We start from the raw sequence: 21,709 nt of genomic DNA on the forward strand, positions 1-21,709 counted from the left end.
CCGTTTCGCCCGTTCCGGCATAGGCTGTAACATCCTTAATCCATCGGAGGCATGCCTCATGTCATTTGTACCTGCAGGTCCCGACTACCCGTATCCGTACCCCTACCCTTATCCGTACCCTTATCCGCTCTATCCGGACGTTGTTCCTCTCCCTATTCCGTTCCCGATCGGCGGGTTCGGTCCCGGCTTCGGGCCTGGGTTCGGCCCTGGATTCGGACCGGGCTTCCACGGCCCCGGCTTCGGTCCCGGATTCCATGGCCCCGGCTTCCATGGCGGCGGCTTCCATGGGGGCGGCTTCCATGGGGGCGGACACCGTCCCCCTTCCATTTTCGACCGCTGATTTCTCTTGCCGTCCCAACAAAAAACGCCGGAGGCTTCCCCGGCGTTTTTTCCTATGTTCCTGTACATTCTCGGCTTCCGATATGTCGGCTTCGTTCAGTACACCTTCTTCTGGCCCATGTCCGCTTTGATGATTTCCACGGATTCCTTGAACCTCATCGCATGGACGATTTCCCGTTCGCGAAGGAACTTCAAGCTGTCCTGCAAATCGACGTCGTCCGTATAATCGATGAGCCATTGATAGGTGGCGCGGGCTTTTTCCTCTGCCGCGATATCCTCGTACAGATTCGTAAGCGGATCGCCCTTGGCCGCGATGTAAGTAGCCGTCCAAGGAACCCCGGCTGCGTTCTCGTAGAACAAGTCCCCGCCATGATTGACAAAATCGGCCCCCAGCCCCGCCGCTCTCAGCTGGTCGGGTGTAGCGTCCTTGGTCAGCTTGTAAATCATCGTCGCGATCATTTCCAGATGGGCGAACTCCTCCGTGCCGATATCGTTCAGAACTCCAATAACCTTATCGGGAATCGTGTAGCGCTGGTTCAGGTAGCGCAGCGCCGCCGCCAGCTCTCCGTCCGCTCCCCCGTACTGCTCCGTCAGGAATTTCGCCATCATGGGATCGCATTTGCTCACTCGAACCGGGTACTGAAGCTTCTTTTCATAGAGCCACATTCTACCACCCCGCTTTCCCTCAAATGGGCAGACGCCGCTGCCTTCTCCCGCTCCGCTTCATGCCCTGCTGTCCCTTCAGCCGGCGGCGGCGACAGGGAGAGCCTTGGCGGCTCTTCCTTCACCGCCGATGCGCATCCGCTGCACCTGCGCTGACAGCCCGCACCGGCTCTCTTGTCTGCTTTCCGCATTTCCGACCCCGCCGAACACATGCGGTCATACCTGCCACGGCCATGGAGTCTCGCTCCACTGCCATGGATATCGGGAGTAGCTGTTGCCGAAGTTCACGAGCGGGCCGAACTGCATTTCGAACTGCTGGGCGCAAGCCTGCCGCTTTTGGGCCAGCTGGTTGAACTGCTGGATCGCCTGCATGTCTCCCGGATGGGTGTTGAGATACAGATTCAGCTCCACAAGCGCGAAATCCAGCGTCTGGAGCTCCTTCAACTGGGCATAGTAAGCTTCCGTGTCAAACGCCTGCTTCTCCTCGCTCATAGGTCGCGGTCAGCTCCTTCCGCATCTGGATTCGTAAGGACTGTAGAGCGCCGGCCACAGCGTGCCCAGCCTAAGAGCTTCCTCGAGCGGATACTGGGGCAGCCCCATCGGCTGATAGGGAATATACTGGTTCGGAGGAATGACGTACGTCTTCACCTGAATGGGCGGACAAGGGTCGAACGGGCCATGGAACGGGTACCACTCCCGGTAGCCGGCCCCGGGCACTCCCGGAGGAGGAATTTCTCCGCCTTGATAGCCTGCCGGCTGAACGGCTCCGTACCCTCCTTGGGCTTGATTTCCGCCCTGATAACCGGCGGGCTGGACGGCGCCATACCCTCCTTGGGCTTGATTTCCGCCTTGATAGCCTGCCGGCTGGACGGCGCCGTACCCTCCTTGGGCTCCGTTGCCGCCGTATCCTCCTTGAGCTCCATAACCTCCCTGGACAGGAGCCTGGAACTCGGGCTCATTGCGATAAGTTCCGGGAGAATAGCCTTGATTCCCGATGACGCCGCCGTATGGACCCGGTGCAGCGCCGTACGAAGCCGGAGCTCCCGCTCCTTGCCTGCCTGCCTGCATGTTCATGCCATCATCCCTTCTGACTGACCTGGGCGCGTCGGCTCGTCAAGCCGGGACATTCGGCGCCCTGCTGTTATGCTCGTTTAAAAGGTATGTAGGATGGCTTTTCCAACTTGCCATCTTTTTAAAAGCCTCGCCGTCCGGCTTGAAGGGCAGGGCGGCTCATACGGGCCGCCTCGCATGAGCTTCCCGTCCTTCGGACCCGCTCGTTGCCCGCACACGCGCCCGGCGTCCAGATCCGATGCTTGAACCGGGCAAGCATGTCCGATACGGGGCGCCGATCGTCATCTTCCCGCAGCAGGACGGCCATCGGCAACGCGGGCTATAGCCGCGAACAAACGAGCCGCATCGACTCCGGATGCCGCCATATGCTCCTCTCCGGCTTTGTCCAGGCCCATCCATACGGATGCGGTATAACGTGCCGTATACCCGACGAACCAGGCATCCCGGCTCGCTCCCGGAGGACCGCCCTCCAGCTGCGTCGTACCGGTCTTGCCAGCCACTCCCGGACCCAGGCCGGCCTTCCTGCCGGTTCCGTCCCGGGCGGCTTCTTGCAGCATGGAGGTCATGGCGGCCGCCGTTGCAGCCGACATCGCCCTCTTGCCCGCCGGCTGGAAGGCGTAGACGATTTTGCCGTGCCGATCCGTGATGCTGCGGATGAGATGCGCTTCCTCAAAGCTTCCTCCGGCCGCGAACGCCCGGTAAGCCTGGGCCATCTCGACCGGCGTGACTCCCGTGGACAGCCCTCCGAGCGCAATCGCGAGATTCCGGTCTTCCTTCCCAAGCCGGATTCCGAGTCCCGAAGCGAATTTCATTGAGGCTTTCAAGCCGATCTGCTGAAGGAGCCATACGGCGGGGGCATTGATTGAATTCTGGACCGCCTGCCGCATCGGGACGCTTCCCCTGTACACCCCTCCCGGATTTCTCGGAGCGTAGCTGCCGTAGCTGGCTTGGCGGTCCTGCAGCATGGACTCCGGCGAGTACAAGCCCGTCTCCAGCGCCGGCCCGTATACGGAGATCGGCTTGAATGCCGAGCCGGGCTGCCGGCGGGCGAAAGCCCGGTTGAACCCGCCTGAAGCCCCGCCGCTCCCCCCTGCGAAGGCTATGATTTCCGCGGTGCCGTTGTCCAGTACAACGGCCGCGGCTTGAACCGGCCGGCCGGAAGAGCTTTTGGGAAGGCGGGCATCCAGCGAGGACAGGTTCTCAAGGCCGCCCTGCAAGCCGGCATCCAGTCCGATGGCGATCGTATATCCCCCTCCGAGCAGCTCTTCTTCGGTCAGCGAAGCTCTCTCCTCCGCCTCCCGGAAGACGGCTTCCGCGAGAGAAGCGCTCGCCGTCTTTTGCGGCGCCGCAGGCGCCTTGTAATCGACAGCGCCGGCCGCCTCCATTTGCCGCTGCGTAATATATCCTTGCTCGAGCATGAGCCGCAGGACGACTTGGCGCCGCTCCTTGCTGCGCTCCGGGTGGTCGATCGGATTGAACAGCGCCGGTCCCTTCGGAATCGCGGCAAGCGTCGCGATCTGCCACAGCTCCAGACTGTCCAGCCTGGACACGCCGAAATACCGCTCGGCCGCCGCTTTCACGCCGTACAGCTGCTTGCCCATGTAGACCCGGCTCAAATACTGGCGCAGCAGCTCTTCTTTGGAATAACGCCGTTCCAAGGACAGCGCGGCGGCCATTTCAAGAGCTTTGCGCAGCAAGCTCTTCTCATTGGACAGGTAGGCCGTCCTGGCGAGCTGCTGCGTGATGCTGCTGCCTCCCTCGACGATCCGGCCGCTGGAGACATTGGCTGCCGCGGCTCTAAGCAAGGCGCGGAAGTCGATGCCGCCATGCGAATAGAACCTTTTGTCCTCCGTCGCCACGAAGGCTTCCTTCAACAAAGGAGGGAGCCGCCGCTCCAGCTCTCCTCCACGATATCCATGCCGCGGGCTCGTCAGCACGCCCAGCTGCTTGCCCTGGCGGTCGATCAGAAGCGAGGGCGACACCGGCTCGCCAAGGGCGCTCGCGCCGTCCGTGACGACGTCTCCCGCCCAATGCAGCGCGGCGATTCCGAGCATGCATAAGGCTGCCGCAAGCGCCGCCGCATCGAACCAGAAGCGGCTTTGTCCCAAGGGAAGGCGGCGCCGCGGCTTCTTAGACTTTCTTTTCATCCGGCGCATCGGACGCATCCGCCCTTTCTCCATTCCGCTGCTCCCAGCGCTGCAGACGCCCCCGAATGTCGGCCAGCTGCTTCTCCGCTCGCAGGCAGCTCCTCATCAGCGCCTCTTCCGGCAGCCCTTCCGCATCCGGCCGGGAGACTTCATACTCTTCCCGCAGCTTGCCGGAGCGCCAGTGGAAGAAAACCAGAAACAGGGCTGCGCATGCCGATAGAAGCGCCGGCTTGGCGCCGACATGATTGACGATCCAGGCTGCCGACCGTGCCGGCAGGCTCTCTCCTCCGATCCCGCTTGGCCGGGTCATGAATCTCAGCAGCCGCAGCAGCAAGTATCCGCACGCTCCGCTGAGAACGGCCGATGAAACGCAGACGAGATAGAATTTTCTTCGGATAGCTTCAAATGACATGCCGCAATCCCTCCCTATGCGTATGACCTTATCAAGAAGATCTTAATAACAGCGGGAGAGGCTGCTTAGGAAATTCTTAACTTTCCGGCCGGAGATCGTTACTTACGCGAGAGATAAGATCTTCACCGCATCGTTCCGAGGAGAAGAATCCGAAATTCCTTCCCTGCCAGGTGGAGGACTTCGAAATTCCATCCCCTTCCAGAAGAAGGGAGCCGAAGTCCCGCAGCGCGAAGGGCTGTGCTACAATAGGTGGAAAAAAATACTACCAGGGGGTTCCTCATGTTCGGAACGGATGCGGAAGCGAGATTCACGCCTTTCGGGGCGGCCCATCTGGCCAGCCTGCTGCTCATTGCCGCCGTCGTGCTGGCCGTCTACCTGCTTCGCCGCAAGCTCGCCCTGAAGCCGGCTCCCGGACGCTTCCTCCTGGCGGCGCTGCTGGCGGCATGCGAGATTCTGCTCAATGTCTGGTATGTGCGGGGAGAGGTGTACAGCCCTTCCTCCACGCTGCCGCTCGAGCTCTGCAGCATCTCCCTGTACCTTTCCGTCCCCATGCTGCTGCTGCGCAGCCGTTTTCTGTTCGGCATCGTCTACTTCACGGCGCTCGGCGGAGCTCTCCAGGCGCTGGCCACGCCTGTGCTCGCTTACGCTTACCCGCATTTCCGTTTCCTGGAGTTTTTCATCGCGCACGGGCTGCTGATTATCTCCGCCCTCTACATGGTCTGGGTGGAAGGATTCCGGCCGACGCTGCGCTCCGTCTTCACCGCCTGGGCAGCCGTCAATGTCATCGCTGTCTTCGTGTATGCCGTCGACAGGCTGACGGGAGCCAACTACATGTTCCTGGCGCGCAAGCCCTCGTCCTCCTCGCTGCTCGATGTCCTCGGTCCTTATCCGTGGTACATCCTTTCGCTCGAGCTGGTCGCGCTGCTGCTCTTCTTCCTGCTGTATCTCCCCTTCGCCCGCTTCAACCGCACGGAGGACAACAAGCAGCCGGCCGCCTCCTGATCCTGAATGGAGGCTTGCAGCCATTTCTGCTATTTTCATGATTGCGGAATAAAATCAAACAAGCTGCCTCCGGTTCAATGCCGGCGCAGCTTGTTTTTGTTGCGTGTTGGTTTTTTTACAGCCGAATCCGGAGCTTGAACAGTCCGGCCTTGCGGGCAGCCATGTAGATGATGACGACCAGCGGTCCGATGAAGACGCCGATGACGCCGACCAGCTTGAAGCCTACATACAGGCTGACCAGTGCGGAGATCGAGCCGATGCCGACGGAATCTCCGAGAATCTTCGGCTCGATGATCCGCCTGACGACCGTAATGACGAGGAACAGCACCAGAAGGCCGATTCCCGTCCCGACCTGGCCCGTCATCATGAGGTAGGCCGCCCAAGGGACGAGCACGGACCCGGTGCCGAGAATAGGCAGGATATCCACGACGACGATCAGCAGCGCGATGGCGAGGGAATAGTTGATTCCGAGAATGACGAGGCCGAGCAGCGTGATGATGTACGTGACGAGGCTGAGCAGCAGCTGGGAACGCAGAAATCCGAAGATGGAAGACTTGAGATTGTCCAGCACCGATCCGACCTGCACCTGGGAATCCTCGTGGAACTGCGACAGGAATGACTTGCGCATCGTATTCAGGCTGAAGCTGAACATGTATACGGCTACGATGAACACGATGAAGAAGATGAACATTCCCGGCAGCCCCGAGGCGAACTGGACGACGGACTTGGAGAAGCCCGTCACGACGGACATCAGCGTTCCGGTCAGGCCGCCCAGCACCTTCTCCAGCTGCGCCGCCGCATCGGGAGGCATGTTCGTGTACAGATCCTTGGCGTTGTCGATCGTATGCAGGAAGTATTGGTTGGCATCCGCCACCATGCCCGGCACGCGATCCCAGAAGGCGATGAGCTCGGCGATCAGCTTGAAGCCGATGCCTCCCGCCAGTGCAAGCAGCGCAAGCGTGAAGAGCGTGCAGGAGACGATCGCCGCCGACAGCCGGTTCATCCTCGCCCGGCGCATCAGCAGGCCGTTCAGCGGCTCCAGGAAGATCGCGACGACGAGAGCAAGCAGGAACGGAGCCCCGACGGTGAAGCTCAAGTACAGAAGCAGCAGGCCTACAGCGATGAAAACAAGGGTTTTGACAGACATCGGCTTCTCTCCCCAAGGGGTGCGGCGCCCCTGGCTGATCCCGGCCGCATCCCCGGCAAGAGCTGTATCCAGCCTGTCAGGGTTCAGCTGTCGGCCTGCTCCGCATTTTCGGACAGGGCTTCGGCTGCGGGATCGCGGTAGATATGTACGCGCAGCACGCGAAGTCGCTGGCAATCTGCTATCTCAAATACATATTCGCCATAAACGACTTTCTTGCCTCTTGCAGGATTTCCTTCCAGCCGGATGAAGAGCCATCCTCCGATGGAATCGACATCCTCATCCTCGATGTCCAGGCGGAACATATCGTTGATATCGTCGATGAGCATGCGCCCCTCGACGGTCGTCACCTGATCCTTGACGACGACGCTCGGCTGGTCCAGGTCGAATTCGTCATGGATCTCGCCGACGATCTCCTCAAGGATCATCTCCGTCGTCAGCATGCCGGCCGTGCCGCCGTATTCGTCCACGACGATGGCCAGCTGCGAATGGCGGCGCTGCATGAGCTGCAGCACCTGGCTGATCTCCATCGATTCCGGCACGTTCAGCACCGGCCGGATCAGCTCGCGGACATTATGGTTGCGTCCCGCATCCGCCGTCAGCAGGTCGGTGATATGGACGAACCCGATGATTTGATCCTTGTCCTCGAGACCGACGGGATAGCGCGTATGTTTGGTGCGGTAGACGATGTTCAGGTTGTCCCCGAAGGACTGGTTGGCGAACAGGCAATCCATATCCGTCCGGGGCAGCATGACCTCGCGGGCCACCATGTCGGAGAAATCGAAAATGTTGTCGACGAGCTTCATTTCGTTGGAATCGATGACCCCGCTCTTGGCGCTCTGGTTGACGAGCAGGCGGATCTCCTCCTCGGTATGGGCCGTCTCATGCTCGCTGGCCGGAGCGATGCCGAACAGCTTCAGCAGGCCGTTGGCCGCTCCGTTCAGCACGACGATCGCCGGCTTGAACACCTTGTAGAAGAACATGAGCGGTCCGGACAGCCAGAGGGATACGCCCTCCGCCTTCTGGATGGCCAGCGACTTGGGAGCGAGCTCGCCGAGCACGATATGCAGGAAGGTGATGACCAGGAACCCGATGATCAGGGACACCGTCGAAATGACCGTTTCGCTCGTGACTCCGAACTTGAACAGCAGAGGCTCCACGATCATATGCGATACGGCCGGCTCGCCGACCCAGCCCAGTCCAAGCGAAGCCAGCGTAATGCCGAGCTGGGTCGCCGAGAGGTAAGCGTCGAGGCGGTGCGTGACCCGCAGCGCGTAATCGGCTTTTTTGTTGCCTTCGGAGCGCAGCTGTGTCAGCCGCGTCGAGCGTACCTTGACGAGCGCGAACTCGGCCGCAACGAAAAAGCCGTTGAGCAGCACGAGAACGGCGACAAGGGCAAGGTTGAGAATAATTTCGCCAGGTACAAATTCTTTGGTCATTTCGGATACCCCTCCATCAATGGTAAGCAGGCGCGGAGCCTTTTTCACCCCTATTCCCCGAAATCAGCCGGACCGAAGCAGTCGGCGCGGCCGCGGAAGGGTTACAAAATCGCTTTTTTCGACAAGAAGTCGGTATCCCGGTAATACATATCCTTCACGAGCAGATTCGGACCGCAGCAGGCCGCGGCCGGACAGTGACAATTCACGCTGCGGCTCAGCGGATGCTCCAGCCAGCGTCCGAACACGTCGTCCAGCCGGTCGCGGCCGATATTGCCGAAAGCCGGAATATCGCTGAAGTCCGTGACGAACACATCGCCTGTGAACAGGTTGACGTTGAGCCGGTTGCGGCCGTCCGGATCGTTGCGCACGGTGACGCGGGATTCGCCGCGCAGCCTGGCAAGCAGCCTGCGGTCCTCTTCATCCTCGCTGCAGGAGTAGAACGGGAGCGTGCCGAACAGCATCCACATCGATTCGTCGCGGCAATCCAGCAGCTCCGACACGGCCGCCCTCATCTCTTCCTTGGACAGCGCAGGCAGATCGCTCGCCCATGCGCTCGGGTACATCGGGTGCACCTCGTGGCGGGCGCATCCCATCTCCCGGATGAGCTGGTGGATTTCGGGCATTTTGCGGTGGGTGCGGTAATTGATCATGGATTCGGCGGATACGAGCACGCCGTCTTCGCTGAGCCTGCGCGCATTGTCCATCATCCTCTCGTACATGCGGACCGCCGCTGTCTTGGGTACGGAATGCCCCGAACGGGCAAAGCCGACCTCATGGAAATCTTCCGCAGAAGTATAATTGAAGGAGATGTGCATCACGTCCAGATATGGAGCGATGAGGGCGTAGCGGCCGTAATCGAGCGTCACGTTGGAATTGAGCTGCGAACGGATGCCCCGGCTGCGCGCATACTGCAGAATAGGCACGATATAGTCCTTGACCGTGCGCTCCGAGTAGGACGGCTCGCCCCCGGTAATGCTGATCGTCCGCAGATGCTCGACTTCGTCGAGGCGTCGGAGCAGAAGCTGCAGAGGCAGCTTGTCCGGCTCGCGCATCGTCAGCGTGTCGCCGACCGCGCAATGCTCGCAGCGCATATTGCATAGATTGGTCACCGTGAACTCCACGCTTGTCAGCGCATGGCCGCCATGCCGGACGAGGCTCTCCAGCGGATCCCAAGGATCGTTGGCGGGAGAGAGGGGAGCTAACGCTTGTTGCAGGTTGGAATTCATTTCTAACAGCACCTTACTTCTTCGTAGTAGACATCTGGGTCTATTGTACTTCTACGGCTTGGACATATCAAACGGCTCCCGGCCGTTGAGACGCAAAAAAAGGCCTCTCGGGCGAGGCCTTGTCAGGATGCGCTTCATGCGGCGTGAAAGGTGTCGGCCGTCCCTGCGGCCGGAACGTCCAATTCCCAAGCTATACGCCAACGGCGGCGGGCTCCTCCGGCTGCTCGTCATTGACGCCTGCGATCATGCGGGTGAGCTGCAGGCTCATGTCGATCTCATAAGGAGCGTTCAGCCGCATCCCGACGTCATCCTGCAGCACCCTGACGATCGGGCGGTGCGGACAGGAAGCCCGGACATCGACGACGACTCCGACCTCTCCGGTCTGCAGGCGCACGGTCATGCCGATCGGATAGATCGCGACCTTGTCGCGGAACAGCTGCACCATCGACTGCTCGTACTGGGTTCCGGTGCCCGCATACAACGCCTCTACCGCCTGATGGGGCAGCATCGGATTCCGGTAGATCCTGTTGGTCGTCATGGCGTCGTACGAATCCACCACTCCGATCCATTTGGAGAAATCGTGAATCTCCTTGCCCGCCAGCCCGTGGGGATAGCCGCTTCCATCGAGCCGTTCGTGGTGCTGGAGAGCGCATAAAGCGGCGAGAGGAGGGATATTCGGCTCGTTCTTCAGCATTTCATGCCCATACAGCGTATGGCGCTTCATTTCCTCGTACTCTTCTCGAGTAAGCGTGCCCGGCTTCTTCAGCACTCCCGAGGATATCCGAGTCTTGCCCACGTCATGTAGCAGCGCTCCCATGCCGAGCATCATGAGCTCATCCCTGGAGTAGCCGTGGGATATTCCCAGCATCGTCGTATATACGCATACATTGAGCGAGTGCTGATAGAGATAATGGTCGATCGAGGCCATATTCATCAGCATGACGACGGATTCCTTATGGGAGGTCAGATCGTCGATGACCCGGTTCATCACATCGGCAAGCTGCTTGCCGACAAAGGGGTAGGCCACGCCCCGCTTGCGCGGAGGCGCGTCCATCATCTGCCGGAAGCTGCTCCGGATCTCGGTCATCGCTACCCTCATCGTATCTTCGCTGATCAATTCCGGCATGACGATGTCATCGGTGAATTCATCCTGTATGTAAAGGAAATTGATATGACATTCCTTGAGCCGCTCGATGATCCGGGCGGTCAGCTCCATTCGTTCTCCGAGGAGTACGATGCCTTCTTCGGAAAGAATCTTCTTGGCCAGGATCATCCCCGGCCTGCACATGCTGAGAGGCATCAGAATCATTGCCAGGTCGCTCCTGCCGTCCATAAATTTCACGAGTCGATGATGCTGAGCATACGTAATCGTTTTATCGGCAAGTCCGAACCGGATTGTTATGCCGCTCCGGCCGCTCGCGTCAAGAACGCAGCCGGGTGCGCCGGAGAAAGCAGCCGTCCAGGCCGTCAGGGCTCCGCAGCTCTCCGGCCAGCACGTGGCGAAGGAATTCCGGCAGGAAATACCGGATGTCCCGGCCTTCTTTCAGGGACAGATAACCGACGCCGAACGTGAACATGTCCAGCGTGCCGACCGAATATTCGGTGTCGTCGTCCAGGTCGCTCCCGCCCGCCCTCAGGCTGGTGATGCGGCTGCCGGCAGGGCGGCGCTCGTCCCATTCCAGCTCGATTCCATCCATGGCCAGGCAACCGAGCACCCTGCCGCGGAAGCCGAAGCCGCGAATCTCCATTCGGGTGTACTCCTCCAGCAAGGACTGCTCCAGCGCCAGGCGGATCCGGCCTCCCTTGAGCAGAATGCGGCAAGGGTTGACCGGAGAGGGGCACAGCGAGTGCAGCAGTCCGTCGCTGATCTCGCCCGCCGCCAGGCCGCCGAGCAGCTGCCCGGAATTGACGAGGCCGATATCGGCTCCCGTCCAGCGGCGCACTCCGGCCGCCAGCAGGTTGGCGAGCGGGGATTCGCGGTCCGTATCGAGAGGGAGCGCCCGGTCCAGCACCGCGCAGGTTCGCGACATGCTGACCCGTGCGGACTCCTTGAAGCGCTCCAGAAGCATGGCCGCCCGCGGCTCCTCCCTCATGGATGCCGTCGCGAGAAGTCGAGCCCCGTAGGTCAGCCGGCCGCTCGCGGCATCCCTTCCGATCTCGATCCTGCCCACATGCTCGCCGAACTTTCCGGTGCCGCAGAGCAAGGTCGTCCCGACTGCGATCGGCTCGTCCAGCTGATGATGCGTGTGGCCGCCGAGAATGAGGTCGATGCCGGGTATTTCTTCCGCCAGCCTGCGGTCTACCGGAAGGCCAAGATGGGACAGGACGACCAGGACATCGACCGTTGGACGCAGTTGCTCGGCCTGCTTCCGGATCGCTTCGACCGGCTCCTTGACCGTCCATCCGAGCAGGCCGTAGAAGTTCGGATACGGCGCGGTAGCTCCGATCAAGCCGATGGCCAGACCGTTTTTAGGGACGACCAGGGAGGGCAGCAGCCATTCCGGAAGCTCGCCGGCATCGGCGTCCTCCAGATTGCAGCAGAGGACCGGGAACTTCGCCTCGCTGCCGTACAGCCGCTCCAGCTCTTCCTTCGTATAGGTCAGTCCTTCGTTGTTGCCCGGAACGCCGGCTTCGTATCCGGCGGCGTTGAGCAGCTCGATGTTGACGCTCCCGCCGCTGCCTTCCGTCTCCGGCCTCATCCGGTCGAGATGGTCGCCGATATCGACGGCGAGCACCCGATCCGCTCCGAACATCCGCCGGGTATCCGCGATATAATCCGATATTCGAGCCGCCTCTTCCAGACGGCTGTGGATATCGTTGCTGTGGAGCAGCACGACGAGCGGCTCCCGATCTATGCTTCTCTCATCCATGGACATCCTCCCGCTGGGCTCCAGGTTATGATCTATGAATGGCGTCTTCTACCGCCGCCGATATGATGCTGCTCCCGAGAGCCCTTCAGCCGCCGATCTGGGACATCCGCCGGGAAGTAGGGGTATGAGTCTGCATTTCCCCATGCAGCCTGGCCGCCATCTCGTGGTTCTCGGGCTTGAGCCTGGCCGCGCGGAAGAACAGCTCGCGCATGGCAGCCGGATTCCCCAGCGCCTGCTTGACGTTCAGCTCATCCATCCAGTACAGGCATGGCTGCAGACTTCCGTCGGCAGTCAGGCGGAGCCGGTTGCAGGCGGCGCAGAAGCGGTCGCTGACGGGGTGAATCAGCCCGAACGAGCCGGAAGCTCCCGAGAACGCCCAGTTGTCCGAAGGGCCGTTGCCGGCAAGCCGCGACACCGGCGCATAGGGAATGCCGAGCCCGCCCGCTTCCTCCATGACCCGGCTGAGAGGAAGATAAGCGTTTCTCCACTGCTCGTCGTCATGGCCGATCGGCATGTATTCGATGAAGCGGACATGCAGGGGATGCTCGATCGACATCCGCAGGAACGATCCGATTTCATCCTCGTTGATTCCTTTGAGCAGGACGCAGTTGAGCTTGATCGGGCCCAGTCCTGCCCGCGCGGCCGCCTCGATGCCCGCCATGACCTGTTCCAGCCCGCCGCGCCTGGCGATGAACCGGAAGCGCGCCGGATCCAGCGTGTCCAGGCTGATGTTGACGCGGTCCAGCCCCGCATCGCGGAGCGCCTCCGCATGTCTGGAGAGCAGCATTCCGTTGGTCGTCATGGAAATCTCCTGGATGCCCTCGATCGCCTTGAGACTGCGGATGAGGCCGTCCAGCCCCGGACGGACGAGCGGCTCTCCCCCGGTGATGCGCAGCTTGCGGAAGCCGAGGGCCGCCGCCGACTGGACGACCTCGACGATATTGTCGTAGCTCAGCAGCGTGTCGGAGTCTGCGAACGGCATGCCTTCTTCAGGCATGCAGTAGAGGCAGCGCAGGTTGCAGCGGTCTGTGACCGATATGCGCAAATAGTCGTGGATCCGGCCGAATACATCGCTCAGCATCTCGCTCTCCCCCTCCTGATTGTTCTATCAGTTTAACATTTTTGCAGGACATATGATATGCTGGAAGCAAACTAGCTCTAAAGACAGGTGAGACTAACTCCCATGAAATATGCTTGGAAAATCGCCTTATTCGCCGGTCTGCCGGAGCGGATCGGCATGCCGGAAATCACGCTTGAGCTGCCCGAGGGCAGCATGTCCGCAGGCAGCCTCAAAGCTGCCGTCGCCGCCGCTTATCCGGCTCATGCCAGCCTTATCGGAGTCAGCTTTGTCGCCTGCAACGAGGCTTACGCCCCAGACGGGCAGATGCTGGACTGCGGGGACAGGCTGGCTCTTCTGCCTCCCGTTTCCGGAGGGGAGGACAGTGCTGCCGGACGGGACGACAGCAGCAGCGACATGAGGTACGTCATTACGTCCGCCCCTCTCGACGCGGGCCGAGTCTCCTCTCTCGTCCTCCACCCCGATCACGGAGCTGCGCTCGTATTCATCGGCACGACGCGGGAGTGGACGCAGGGCAAGCGGACCGTCCTGCTGGAATACGAAGCCTACGAGCCGATGGCGCTGCGGACGCTGCGGCAGATCGGGGCGGAGCTTGCCGAACGCTGGCCAGGCACCATCAGCGCCATCTCGCATCGCATCGGCCCCGTCGCTGTCGGCGAGGCCAGCGTCGTCATCGCCGTCTCCTCGCCGCATCGGGACGGAGGGTATGAAGCGAGCCGCTATGCGATCGAGAGGCTCAAGCAGATCGTGCCGATCTGGAAGAAAGAAATCTGGGAGGACGGGTCGGAATGGAAGGGCCATCAGCAAGGTCCCTGGAATCCGCTCGCTGACATTCCGTCTCCGCCTGCGGAGGGATGAACATGGACGAAGCTGCGGCTGACCGCAGTCTTTTCAGGGACGAGTCTCCCTCTTCCTCCATCCGGTACGCACGCCAAATCCGCTTCGCTCCCGTCGGGGAGGCGGGCCAGACTTCCCTGGCCTCCTCGCGGGCAGCCGTTGCGGGAATGGGCGCTCTCGGCTGCGTCATCGCCTCCCATCTCGTCCGCAGCGGAGTCGGGGAAGTCGTGCTGATCGACCGGGATATCGTGGAATGGAGCAACCTGCAGCGGCAGATGCTCTACTCCGAGCGGGACGCGGCGCTCGGCACGCCCAAGGCGGCGGCGGCGGCCGCGCGGCTGCGGGAAGCCAACAGCTCCGTCCGCGTCTTCCCCGCAATCGCCGACCTGACCCCCGGCAGCGCAGAGAGCCTCCTTGCCGGTGCGGACATCATCGTGGACGGCACGGATAATTTCTCCGCCCGCTACCTGATCAACGACTATGCCGTCAAGCACGGCATTCCCTGGGTATACGGAGGAGCCGTCGCTTCGGGCGGCATGACGATGACCGTCATCCCTGGAGAGACTCCTTGCTACCGCTGCCTGTACCCCGCTCCGCCCGCGGGCGGCATTGCCGACACATGCGAGACGGCCGGAGTGCTCTCCCCGCTCGTCGACATCGTCGGTTCCCTGCAGGCGATGGAAGCCATCAAATGGCTGACGGGGAACAGGCAGGCTATGAGCGGATCGTTGCTGCAGCTGGATGTGTGGCGCAACTCCTGGATGCAGGTATCCGCGGGGAACGCTCGCAGGGAAGACTGCCCCTGCTGCGGGCAAGGGAGGTTCGCTTTTCTCGAGGAGCCGCAGCAAGAGTCGTCCGCCGTCATGTGCGGCCGCTCTACCGTGCAGGTCACGCCTTCCCGGCCGCTCGGCCTGGACCTCTCCCGGCTCGCTTCGAGGCTGGAGTCCAGCGGGCGCGCGGAGCTCGGTCCCTATAGTCTCCGCTACCGATCCGAGAGCGGATTGACGGTCATTATTTTCCCGGATGGAAGGGCATTAGTCCAAGGTACTCAGGACCCTATTAAAGCAAAGGGCCTTTATACCGATATATTAGGTGATTAGAATCAACTTTCGCCCTATGCTTCCTGTATTTAGGATTATTTAGATAAGGGTGGGCAGCAGAATATAAACACTGTCGAGGTGCAGCATGAGGGTGCATGTATCGGAAATCAAGGAAGGCGATCGGCTCAGCAGCGACGCCTTCAACCAGTTCGGACTGAACGTCATGTCCAGCGGCACGATGCTGCGGTCATACGAAATCAGCAAGCTGTTGCAGCACGGAATCGATTACGTGGATTTGGCGGAGCCTCCGGAGGCAGAGATCGCCGAATTCGCGCACAGGACGATCGAATCGGGGTTGTCGCCCAAATGGCTGCCTGCCATGAAGCCGCTTTATGAGAGCGCCATCACCGGCTGCGAGAATTTGTTCCGCCAGGCGGCAGAGGAAGGAAAAGTAACGGAGGAGGATGTCGAAAGCAGCTTCCATCCGCTCTTGTCCGGATTCCAGATGGAGCGCGACGTCGTCTCCATGCTGCTCCTGCTGAATACGTCGGACGACTACACGTATCAGCATTCGGTTCAGGTCGGAATGCTGTCCTATTACCTTTCCTCCTGGATGGGGTATGAGGAGCAGGAATCGCTGCGCATCGGCAAAGCCGGATTTCTCCATGACATCGGCAAATGCAGGATTCCGAAGAGCATCCTGAACAAGCCGGGCAAGCTCACTCCGGAAGAATACAAGGAAATCAAGCGCCATACCCTGTATGGAGAAGAAATCATCCTTAATTCCTACGAAGACCCCTACCTCTCCACGGCTGCCCTGCAGCATCACGAACGCATGAACGGAAGCGGATATCCTCATGGAATCAGCAGCGAGGACATCTCTCCGATCGCCAAGATCGTAGCCGTCGCAGATGTGTACAGCGCCATGATCTCATCCCGCGTCTACCAGGAAAAGCGCGACCTGCTCTATGTGCTGCGGGAGCTGTACCGGATGAGCTTCCATGAGCTCGATCCGATGACGACCCATACCTTCATTCGGCATATGATCCCCAACTTCATCGGCAAGCGGGTCGACCTCGACTCCGGGCAATCCGGCATCATCGTCATGACCCATCCTACGGAGTTCTTCCGCCCGCTCGTTCAGATGGAGGAAGAGTTCGTCGACCTGACGCTTGAACGCGAGTATGAGATTACCCAGGTTTATATGTAAAAAAAAGACCGCCTCCGGATGTTCCGGCGGCGGTCTTCTATTGAAAAGGGGATCCAGAGGAGTCATCGTCCAACGGATTCCTTGGATCGTTAGGTCAGATTTCCAGGCTCATGATGAATTGCTGTCCCAGACTGCCCGTCCGTCAGCGGCCGGTATCCTTGAAGCCGGTTTTGAGATGTACAGCCGCTGGGCCGCCATGTTCTTGCCGTTCACGGCCAGCACGGCATCGCTGCGGCCGGGAAGCTCCCGATGGACAAACTCCGCCAGCAGCTCCAGCGCTGCGTTGGCGTATCCGGGTCCCTGATTTAATGGCTGCATATGCCGAGAATGATTTTGAAGGCTCTCCTGTTTTTGCGCGAGCGCTTGAAGCCTTGCCTCGAATCCATAATGAGCACCGTTCTTCCCAGCCACAGCCTGACGTAGATGGACTGAGGCTTGATCGGTCTCGCGATTCCCCGCTGCTCCTGTTCCGTACCGTCAGGGAATTCGGTTTCCGTGCGGAGAAGCCATCGGTTGCCGTACCCGAATTCAATATACTTCAACGGAACGCCTCCCTGGAATTTGCTGCAGCTTCCATTATGGGAGAGTTGGAGAGGAGTTGTAAATGAAAAGAGCATTCTTCTATGAAAACTTTAGAGGTCATAGAAGAGCGCGAGGGACCGCTCCGCTGGAGGAGGAAACGAATGCCCGCATGAAGAGTGTTCCGGCCACGGTGCCGGATCAGGAAGCGGGGATTCCGGCGCAAGCGCGGAGTGCCTCCGCCATGACATGGTACTTGGCTGGATCGCGCCCTTCCGCCTTGGCCTTGTACCAGGCCGGCGACAGCCAGTTGTAGATGATCTCCTGGCAGTTGCTTTTCGGGAGAGACAGCCCGGCTGCAGCCCCGCGAACATTGGCGGCCAGCCGCTCATAATGGGCGGCCGCGGCCTTGTCCCCTGCGAGCAGCATGAAGCGGCGGGCGGGCTGGATATAGGAGACGATGAGGAAGTCGCCTATTTCTTGCAGCAGCTTCGGTTGCTGCGGCTGCGGCTTGGATGGCAGCGGGAGTGCCGGCGTGGATGCCGGCTGCTCCGGGAGGGAGGAGCTGGATGCCGCCATGGCTTTCCGCACATCGGCTATGAGCTCGGCGAACGATTTCCCGCCCCAGGCCAGCGATTGCTCGCAATCCTGCTTCCGCATCGGATCCAGCTGCCGGTGGGTCACGATGTGAGCGGATGGATCCAGTTCCCACTTGCGGCAGCAGAAGGACAGATACCAGACATAGCGGCCGTACGCGGCTTTAAAGTCGATTCCTCCTCCGTAGCAGAGCTCGACTCCGAGCGCGGCGTCGTTGGCGTCGTAGCCGAATCTCTCATTGTCCGTTGTCACATTCCGTATGACATGCCATGCTTTTTCGGCCGCCTGGTCGCCCGTCCCTGTTGGGATGATCTCCAGAATCCGTTTGTCGTCGATGAAGACATGCGCGGATGCCGTTCGATTCCTGAGAGTGTCGAAGTAACGAAAATGCGCATCGGCGCCTGCGCCCGGATTGCCGGTATCATGCGCAACTAAAAAAGCCGGGCAGCCGGTGATGAGCCGGGTGCCTGGCCTTGTGTTCGAGCGTACCGCAACGTAGCGGCGCTCAATCGGATAGTTAGTTTCGTCCATGGGAATCCTCTCCGCCGGCAACGGCCTCCGCCGTCTGCCGGTACATCTGGTTGCCGTACACGGCAACCGCGGCGCACAATACGCCTTGCACGGCCGTATTCGGGCTCCAGCCAAGCGACGCGCCTGCCATAGCGATTCCGACGGCGGTAACGGCGTAGATGATGCTCCAGCCCGGAATTCTAGGCGTGCGCTTAAGAATGTAGCCGGATATCCAGCAGAGAAGCAGCACCCCTCCAAGTTTAGGCGAGATCCATTGACTTGCGATCGTCCAGTCCATTGCTCTCAGCTCCCTTCGATAAATTTAAGGACCAGCCCAAGCAGCGTCGCGGCCAGTCCGATCAGTCCAAACGAGGTCGTGATGATCCAGCGCTGCCCCTGCTTCATCGCCTCGAGCTGCCCGCGCAGCTCGTCGATCCGGTGATGCGCGGCTCTGGCTCGCTGGCCAGCCTCGCGGGCCATATCATCCGACTTTTCCAATCTCTCCACGAGACGGCTTACGCTGCCAGCCATATCCGTGAGCGCTTTCGTATTTACTTCCTGGAGAGTCTCCAGTTTTATGACCTGAGAGGAGATCGACTGCAGCTGCGCGGCTGGAATGTCTATGTGAATTCTCCTTTCAGCAAAAAGAGCGCCTAAGCGGCGCTCTCTGCTCCTGTGATTTCAACTGTTTGAAAATGATTTTGATTACAAGCGAGCATCTGAATCCGTTGCTGTAATCGGAGAGGATACAAACTCCATTACTCCTTCCTTTTCCTTGATTTTTTCTTTTAAATACGTCAGCAGGACACTATTATACTTCTTCACACTAGTTTCTCCGATATTATAGCCACCGCTTTCTTTAAATCCTTCAACCTGCTCGCTAGTGAGTTCCAACTCTTCGGTCAAGTCCAGCGCGTCGGTTATGGGGATGACATACAACGCATTACTGGCTACTACCGCTCCTCTTTCGTCCAATACCTGATAGCTTGCTCGGAACTGCGTCGGATTTCCCAACTGGTCGAAGTTTTGCGTAATTCCCATGAGTTTGATTGCTGCCTTAGCCATTTAAAGACCTCCCGTATGTTTTGATATTAATAGCCTTGAGCATAATTAAAACGCATGGAATGGTACCCGTAACGCCAAGCGGCAACACGATACATAAAGCGGGCACCTGGCATACCCTTGACCGTGAAGCTTTCGAGTCCTCGAACCGGTACCCTGAAGCTACCTTCGTCAATACCTGTGATATTGACGTTGTAATCTTCGCCGTAAATTTCAACCGTCTCTAGGAATACCGGGTCCATATGGATAACAACTTCCCCAGTTTCGTCCAAAACTGCTTCCCCAAAATCTTCAAAACGGTTTTCAGGTGACTCGATTGCAAACAAAAGCTGATCGCCAAATGACGGCGTTGTTACAATGGCGGACTTGGTGCCCCCGACGGAAAAGTTTTTGTAAACCGAAAGACTGTTATCCTCCCAGCCCCAAATCTCCTGGCCATTTGAAAATCCTTTGATGAACCCGTCCCTTACCCAATTCAATCCTGTGTCATTGTCACCAATTGCTAGACTAATCGGCGGGACTGCGAACATATTTGTTTTTCCACCGTCAACGAAAAGCCTATTTCGGAATGAAGCGAAATCTGCCCCTCTAACTGTGAAAAGTGGTGTGTAGCCTGGCCCAAGCAAATTGCCGACCTCAAACACGGAAGTATTCGAAGACGCATATCGATTTGTAACTAGCAGGCCCATCTCATTGGGAGCATCAATATAGTTGGCAACGGACAATGCAGCAGCTAATCCCAAACTTGCCGGGCTTACTGTGTTAGCGCTTGTCGATAACATCCCTTTTTCTATGAGTGTCGTGATCCCGGAAGACGTGCGGCTCATCATCGTAATAAGCGGTTCAACCACAGCACCAGGAGATGTCACGCCCATACGAATCGATCTATTACCTTTGATGCTTACTCCATCAATTGAAGATGTGCTTAAGATAGTATTTCCAGTGTACAAGTGGGCTGAGTCCTCGTATCTTAACCAATGATTTGCGTCAGCTCCATCCTTTGATCGGAAAAAGATGGGAGCATCATTGAGATTTAACGCACTGGCGCTATTTCCAAAATTGATATGCCTCGAGATAGTCACATTTTGTGTCGCTCGATTAATGTCAAGAGCTGATCCAAGCATAGCTCCATTATTATCATACGCCCAAAATGCAAGGCTCCCGCCTGCATTGCTTGATGCACTCGCTCCTGTTAAACCAATTCCCCAGTATAGGTTATTGGCATGATTAAGCCGATAGTGTAATTGTCCTCCGTCAACAGTGCCGTAGTTTGTCGTTATGGCTTGCTGAAGAGTCAAGGCGTTAAATGTCGGGCTATTGCTTGTCTGCAAGGCTTGGTTAAGCTGGTAGCCATTTACCGTAGTGGCGTTCCCTGCTTGAATTTGGCTGAACGATAGTGACGTTGTTCCAATCGTAATTGCACCTGTTGTAGCCAGTTCCCATAACTTCAGGCCGTTTGTTGTACCTTGAGTAACTCGAATCAGAGCCCCATTTGCAATATCAGTAGCGGTATCAAAATCTAAGGAACGCGTCCAAGCACCTCCAGCTGCCACATATATGCCATTTTGGCTTGAAGTCGATTGGTTCTTAACCAGTACCCTGTCGCCAGCCACGACAGCGATGCCGTCTATGATCTGCGTACCGGACAGGGTAATGTTCGCAGTCGTCGCAACCTTTACGGCGTCCTTAATAGGCATACTTGATTTAATGGTATCGACATAGTTTTTCGTCGTTATGTCGGTACTTAATACCGGATCGCTGACACTAGCCCGCCCCTGGCTATCCCTGACGACTGCTGTATTCGGTGTAGCGGCGATATCCGCATACATGGCTGCAAGCGCGACTTTCCCGCTGCCGTCCAGACCCGCATAGCCGAACGGCTGATCTTTTGCAGCTGTCTGCTCTGCGATTCTCCAAGAACTCCAAATCGTCCCGTTGTAATAGCGGGTGTAGATTTTCATCGTGCTGTAATCGGTAAGCCGCTGAAAATAACCGCTACTCACGATTTTATATACCTCACACAAGCCGAGAGTAAATCCAGGTGGCTTGTCTGTGTTGGCGCTACCAACGTAAAAAAGTCCCACTGTCGTAAGACCGTCTAAGCCCTGGCTATCCATGCTTTTTACTGTCCCGGTATCTTGAGTCAGCTTATACATCTGAGCGGCGCTCGCGACGGCATCTACAGTATCCTTGCGGGCGATATCATCGGATGCTGCAGGCGCAGCGACCTTGGCACGACCAGCACTGTCGCGCAACACTGTCCGATGGGCTGTAGGAGACACATCCGGACGTAAGCTGTTCCAAACTGGCGTAAACGCCGCATCGGCAGTCGTAGCTATCGCACCTGTATCGAAATACTCCACAACCTGACTGGCTTGGTTAAAGCGGATGCCACGCGCGCCCATAAATGGGTGGGTGTTGGCGAATCGATACTCGTCATTGTTCGCGGTGTAACAGTTTTGGGCAAGGAGGCCATAGCCTGTACTGTTGGCCGATAGATCCATCCAAGCTCCGGCAGTTATTTCACGTCCTGTGGTCTCGAC

23 protein-coding genes are annotated in these 21,709 nt (G+C 58.9%); 5 read left to right on the forward strand and 18 right to left on the reverse strand.

All coding sequences use genetic code 11. The annotated features are described in order from the left end of the window. Positions 1 to 58 precede the first annotated feature (58 nt). Positions 59 to 340, forward strand: coding sequence for a hypothetical protein (locus tag VE23_RS25770; protein ID WP_084781376.1), 282 nt, complete (start codon positions 59 to 61; stop codon positions 338 to 340). Positions 341 to 435: 95 nt separating this feature from the next. Here the strand turns inward: VE23_RS25770 and VE23_RS09650 are convergent, their stop codons facing one another. From VE23_RS09650 to VE23_RS09670, 5 genes are all read right to left on the reverse strand, one after another. Continuing rightward, entirely contained in the window at positions 436 to 1,005 is a 570-nt protein-coding gene (locus VE23_RS09650) for a manganese catalase family protein (RefSeq protein WP_021879558.1), read from the reverse strand. Between the two features lie 213 nt (positions 1,006 to 1,218). Continuing rightward, a complete protein-coding gene (locus VE23_RS09655) occupies positions 1,219 to 1,494 on the reverse strand; it encodes a spore coat protein CotJB (protein ID WP_021879557.1) in 276 nt (91 codons plus the stop codon). 9 nt (positions 1,495 to 1,503) lie between these two features. Further along, complete coding sequence (locus VE23_RS27320; RefSeq protein WP_048746933.1) at positions 1,504 to 1,719, reverse strand: spore coat associated protein CotJA; 216 nt, start codon at positions 1,717 to 1,719, stop codon at positions 1,504 to 1,506. A gap of 635 nt (positions 1,720 to 2,354) precedes the next feature. Beyond that, positions 2,355 to 4,181 carry a transglycosylase domain-containing protein gene (locus VE23_RS09665; RefSeq protein ID WP_198156151.1) on the reverse strand — a complete coding sequence of 609 codons (1,827 nt, stop codon included), beginning with the start codon at positions 4,179 to 4,181 and terminating at the stop codon, positions 2,355 to 2,357. 22 nt (positions 4,182 to 4,203) lie between these two features. Then, entirely contained in the window at positions 4,204 to 4,632 is a 429-nt protein-coding gene (locus VE23_RS09670) for a hypothetical protein (RefSeq protein WP_049867866.1), read from the reverse strand. Positions 4,633 to 4,911: 279 nt separating this feature from the next. On the opposite strand from VE23_RS09670, the gene VE23_RS09675 reads away from it, so the two are divergent. Further along, complete coding sequence (locus tag VE23_RS09675) at positions 4,912 to 5,634, forward strand: YwaF family protein (RefSeq protein WP_049867867.1); 723 nt, start codon at positions 4,912 to 4,914, stop codon at positions 5,632 to 5,634. Positions 5,635 to 5,749: 115 nt separating this feature from the next. On the opposite strand, the gene ytvI is transcribed toward VE23_RS09675, so the two are convergent. From ytvI to moaA, 6 genes are all read right to left on the reverse strand, one after another. Further along, positions 5,750 to 6,781: a sporulation integral membrane protein YtvI gene (gene ytvI / locus VE23_RS09680; RefSeq protein ID WP_021879552.1), complete on the reverse strand. Its 1,032-nt coding sequence runs from the start codon at positions 6,779 to 6,781 to the stop codon at positions 5,750 to 5,752. A gap of 83 nt (positions 6,782 to 6,864) precedes the next feature. After that, positions 6,865 to 8,217, reverse strand: a complete 1,353-nt coding sequence (locus VE23_RS09685) for a hemolysin family protein (RefSeq protein WP_049867868.1) — start codon at positions 8,215 to 8,217, stop codon at positions 6,865 to 6,867. A gap of 101 nt (positions 8,218 to 8,318) precedes the next feature. After that, positions 8,319 to 9,443: a radical SAM/CxCxxxxC motif protein YfkAB gene (gene yfkAB / locus VE23_RS09690; RefSeq protein WP_049867869.1), complete on the reverse strand. Its 1,125-nt coding sequence runs from the start codon at positions 9,441 to 9,443 to the stop codon at positions 8,319 to 8,321. A gap of 190 nt (positions 9,444 to 9,633) precedes the next feature. Beyond that, positions 9,634 to 10,752, reverse strand: coding sequence for an HD-GYP domain-containing protein (locus VE23_RS09695; protein WP_048749470.1), 1,119 nt, complete (start codon positions 10,750 to 10,752; stop codon positions 9,634 to 9,636). Between the two features lie 112 nt (positions 10,753 to 10,864). After that, a complete protein-coding gene (locus VE23_RS09700) occupies positions 10,865 to 12,313 on the reverse strand; it encodes a bifunctional metallophosphatase/5'-nucleotidase (RefSeq protein WP_069202452.1) in 1,449 nt (482 codons plus the stop codon). Positions 12,314 to 12,398: 85 nt separating this feature from the next. After that, the gene (moaA, locus tag VE23_RS09705) at positions 12,399 to 13,394 is read right to left on the reverse strand and encodes a GTP 3',8-cyclase MoaA (protein ID WP_048749473.1); all 996 of its coding nucleotides are present in this window, start codon (positions 13,392 to 13,394) and stop codon (positions 12,399 to 12,401) included. A 102-nt stretch (positions 13,395 to 13,496) separates the two neighbouring features. Between moaA and VE23_RS09710 the strand changes: the two genes are divergently transcribed. The 3 genes from VE23_RS09710 to VE23_RS09720 all read left to right on the forward strand — a co-directional run bounded on the left by VE23_RS09710 (position 13,497) and on the right by VE23_RS09720 (position 16,478). Beyond that, the gene (locus VE23_RS09710; RefSeq protein WP_048749475.1) at positions 13,497 to 14,249 is read left to right on the forward strand and encodes a molybdenum cofactor biosynthesis protein MoaE; all 753 of its coding nucleotides are present in this window, start codon (positions 13,497 to 13,499) and stop codon (positions 14,247 to 14,249) included. 2 nt (positions 14,250 to 14,251) lie between these two features. Further along, positions 14,252 to 15,328: a ThiF family adenylyltransferase gene (locus VE23_RS09715; RefSeq protein ID WP_049867871.1), complete on the forward strand. Its 1,077-nt coding sequence runs from the start codon at positions 14,252 to 14,254 to the stop codon at positions 15,326 to 15,328. Positions 15,329 to 15,413: 85 nt separating this feature from the next. After that, positions 15,414 to 16,478 (forward strand): HD-GYP domain-containing protein, encoded by a 1,065-nt coding sequence (locus VE23_RS09720; RefSeq protein WP_048748549.1) that lies wholly within the window; start codon positions 15,414 to 15,416, stop codon positions 16,476 to 16,478. 108 nt (positions 16,479 to 16,586) lie between these two features. Here VE23_RS09720 and VE23_RS09725 read toward each other — a convergent pair whose 3' ends face one another. From VE23_RS09725 to VE23_RS09755, 7 genes are all read right to left on the reverse strand, one after another. Further along, complete coding sequence (locus VE23_RS09725) at positions 16,587 to 16,796, reverse strand: hypothetical protein (RefSeq protein WP_049867872.1); 210 nt, start codon at positions 16,794 to 16,796, stop codon at positions 16,587 to 16,589. Then, positions 16,784 to 17,020: a DUF3977 family protein gene (locus VE23_RS09730; protein WP_048748548.1), complete on the reverse strand. Its 237-nt coding sequence runs from the start codon at positions 17,018 to 17,020 to the stop codon at positions 16,784 to 16,786. Before VE23_RS09730 ends, VE23_RS09725 begins: the two co-directional genes overlap by 13 nt. Positions 17,021 to 17,198: 178 nt before the next feature. After that, a complete protein-coding gene (locus VE23_RS09735; protein WP_049867873.1) occupies positions 17,199 to 18,125 on the reverse strand; it encodes a peptidoglycan recognition protein family protein in 927 nt (308 codons plus the stop codon). Beyond that, positions 18,112 to 18,402 (reverse strand): phage holin family protein, encoded by a 291-nt coding sequence (locus tag VE23_RS09740; RefSeq protein WP_048748546.1) that lies wholly within the window; start codon positions 18,400 to 18,402, stop codon positions 18,112 to 18,114. Before VE23_RS09740 ends, VE23_RS09735 begins: the two co-directional genes overlap by 14 nt. A gap of 5 nt (positions 18,403 to 18,407) precedes the next feature. After that, entirely contained in the window at positions 18,408 to 18,635 is a 228-nt protein-coding gene (locus VE23_RS09745; protein WP_021881141.1) for a hypothetical protein, read from the reverse strand. A 174-nt stretch (positions 18,636 to 18,809) separates the two neighbouring features. Then, positions 18,810 to 19,169 (reverse strand): hypothetical protein, encoded by a 360-nt coding sequence (locus VE23_RS09750; RefSeq protein ID WP_049867875.1) that lies wholly within the window; start codon positions 19,167 to 19,169, stop codon positions 18,810 to 18,812. Positions 19,170 to 19,195: 26 nt separating this feature from the next. After that, positions 19,196 to 21,709, reverse strand: a 2,514-nt coding sequence (locus VE23_RS09755; protein WP_198156152.1) for a hypothetical protein, incomplete at its 5' end; no start/stop codon positions are given.

This window comes from Paenibacillus sp. D9 (genome assembly GCF_001188365.1).
GTDB classification, from domain to species: domain Bacteria; phylum Bacillota; class Bacilli; order Paenibacillales; family Paenibacillaceae; genus Paenibacillus_O; species Paenibacillus_O humicus.

What these genes read in the sequence shown, in the direction of transcription:
- VE23_RS09720 (WP_048748549.1), top strand. Translation starts at nt 15,414, where the DNA reads ATGAGGGTGCATGTATCGGAAATCAAGGAAGGCGATCGGCTCAGCAGC.
- VE23_RS09695 (WP_048749470.1), bottom strand. Translation starts at nt 10,752, where the DNA reads ATGATTCTGATGCCTCTCAGCATGTGCAGGCCGGGGATGATCCTGGCC.
- VE23_RS09670 (WP_049867866.1), bottom strand. Translation starts at nt 4,632, where the DNA reads ATGTCATTTGAAGCTATCCGAAGAAAATTCTATCTCGTCTGCGTTTCA.
- VE23_RS09650 (WP_021879558.1), bottom strand. Translation starts at nt 1,005, where the DNA reads ATGTGGCTCTATGAAAAGAAGCTTCAGTACCCGGTTCGAGTGAGCAAA.
- VE23_RS09750 (WP_049867875.1), bottom strand. Translation starts at nt 19,169, where the DNA reads ATGGCTAAGGCAGCAATCAAACTCATGGGAATTACGCAAAACTTCGAC.
- VE23_RS09700 (WP_069202452.1), bottom strand. Translation starts at nt 12,313, where the DNA reads ATGGATGAGAGAAGCATAGATCGGGAGCCGCTCGTCGTGCTGCTCCAC.
- VE23_RS09685 (WP_049867868.1), bottom strand. Translation starts at nt 8,217, where the DNA reads ATGACCAAAGAATTTGTACCTGGCGAAATTATTCTCAACCTTGCCCTT.
- moaA (WP_048749473.1), bottom strand. Translation starts at nt 13,394, where the DNA reads ATGCTGAGCGATGTATTCGGCCGGATCCACGACTATTTGCGCATATCG.
- VE23_RS09655 (WP_021879557.1), bottom strand. Translation starts at nt 1,494, where the DNA reads ATGAGCGAGGAGAAGCAGGCGTTTGACACGGAAGCTTACTATGCCCAG.
- ytvI (WP_021879552.1), bottom strand. Translation starts at nt 6,781, where the DNA reads ATGTCTGTCAAAACCCTTGTTTTCATCGCTGTAGGCCTGCTGCTTCTG.
- yfkAB (WP_049867869.1), bottom strand. Translation starts at nt 9,443, where the DNA reads ATGAATTCCAACCTGCAACAAGCGTTAGCTCCCCTCTCTCCCGCCAAC.
- VE23_RS09675 (WP_049867867.1), top strand. Translation starts at nt 4,912, where the DNA reads ATGTTCGGAACGGATGCGGAAGCGAGATTCACGCCTTTCGGGGCGGCC.
- VE23_RS09735 (WP_049867873.1), bottom strand. Translation starts at nt 18,125, where the DNA reads ATGGACGAAACTAACTATCCGATTGAGCGCCGCTACGTTGCGGTACGC.
- VE23_RS09710 (WP_048749475.1), top strand. Translation starts at nt 13,497, where the DNA reads ATGAAATATGCTTGGAAAATCGCCTTATTCGCCGGTCTGCCGGAGCGG.
- VE23_RS09715 (WP_049867871.1), top strand. Translation starts at nt 14,252, where the DNA reads ATGGACGAAGCTGCGGCTGACCGCAGTCTTTTCAGGGACGAGTCTCCC.
- VE23_RS25770 (WP_084781376.1), top strand. Translation starts at nt 59, where the DNA reads ATGTCATTTGTACCTGCAGGTCCCGACTACCCGTATCCGTACCCCTAC.
- VE23_RS09740 (WP_048748546.1), bottom strand. Translation starts at nt 18,402, where the DNA reads ATGGACTGGACGATCGCAAGTCAATGGATCTCGCCTAAACTTGGAGGG.
- VE23_RS09725 (WP_049867872.1), bottom strand. Translation starts at nt 16,796, where the DNA reads ATGCAGCCATTAAATCAGGGACCCGGATACGCCAACGCAGCGCTGGAG.
- VE23_RS09745 (WP_021881141.1), bottom strand. Translation starts at nt 18,635, where the DNA reads ATGGCTGGCAGCGTAAGCCGTCTCGTGGAGAGATTGGAAAAGTCGGAT.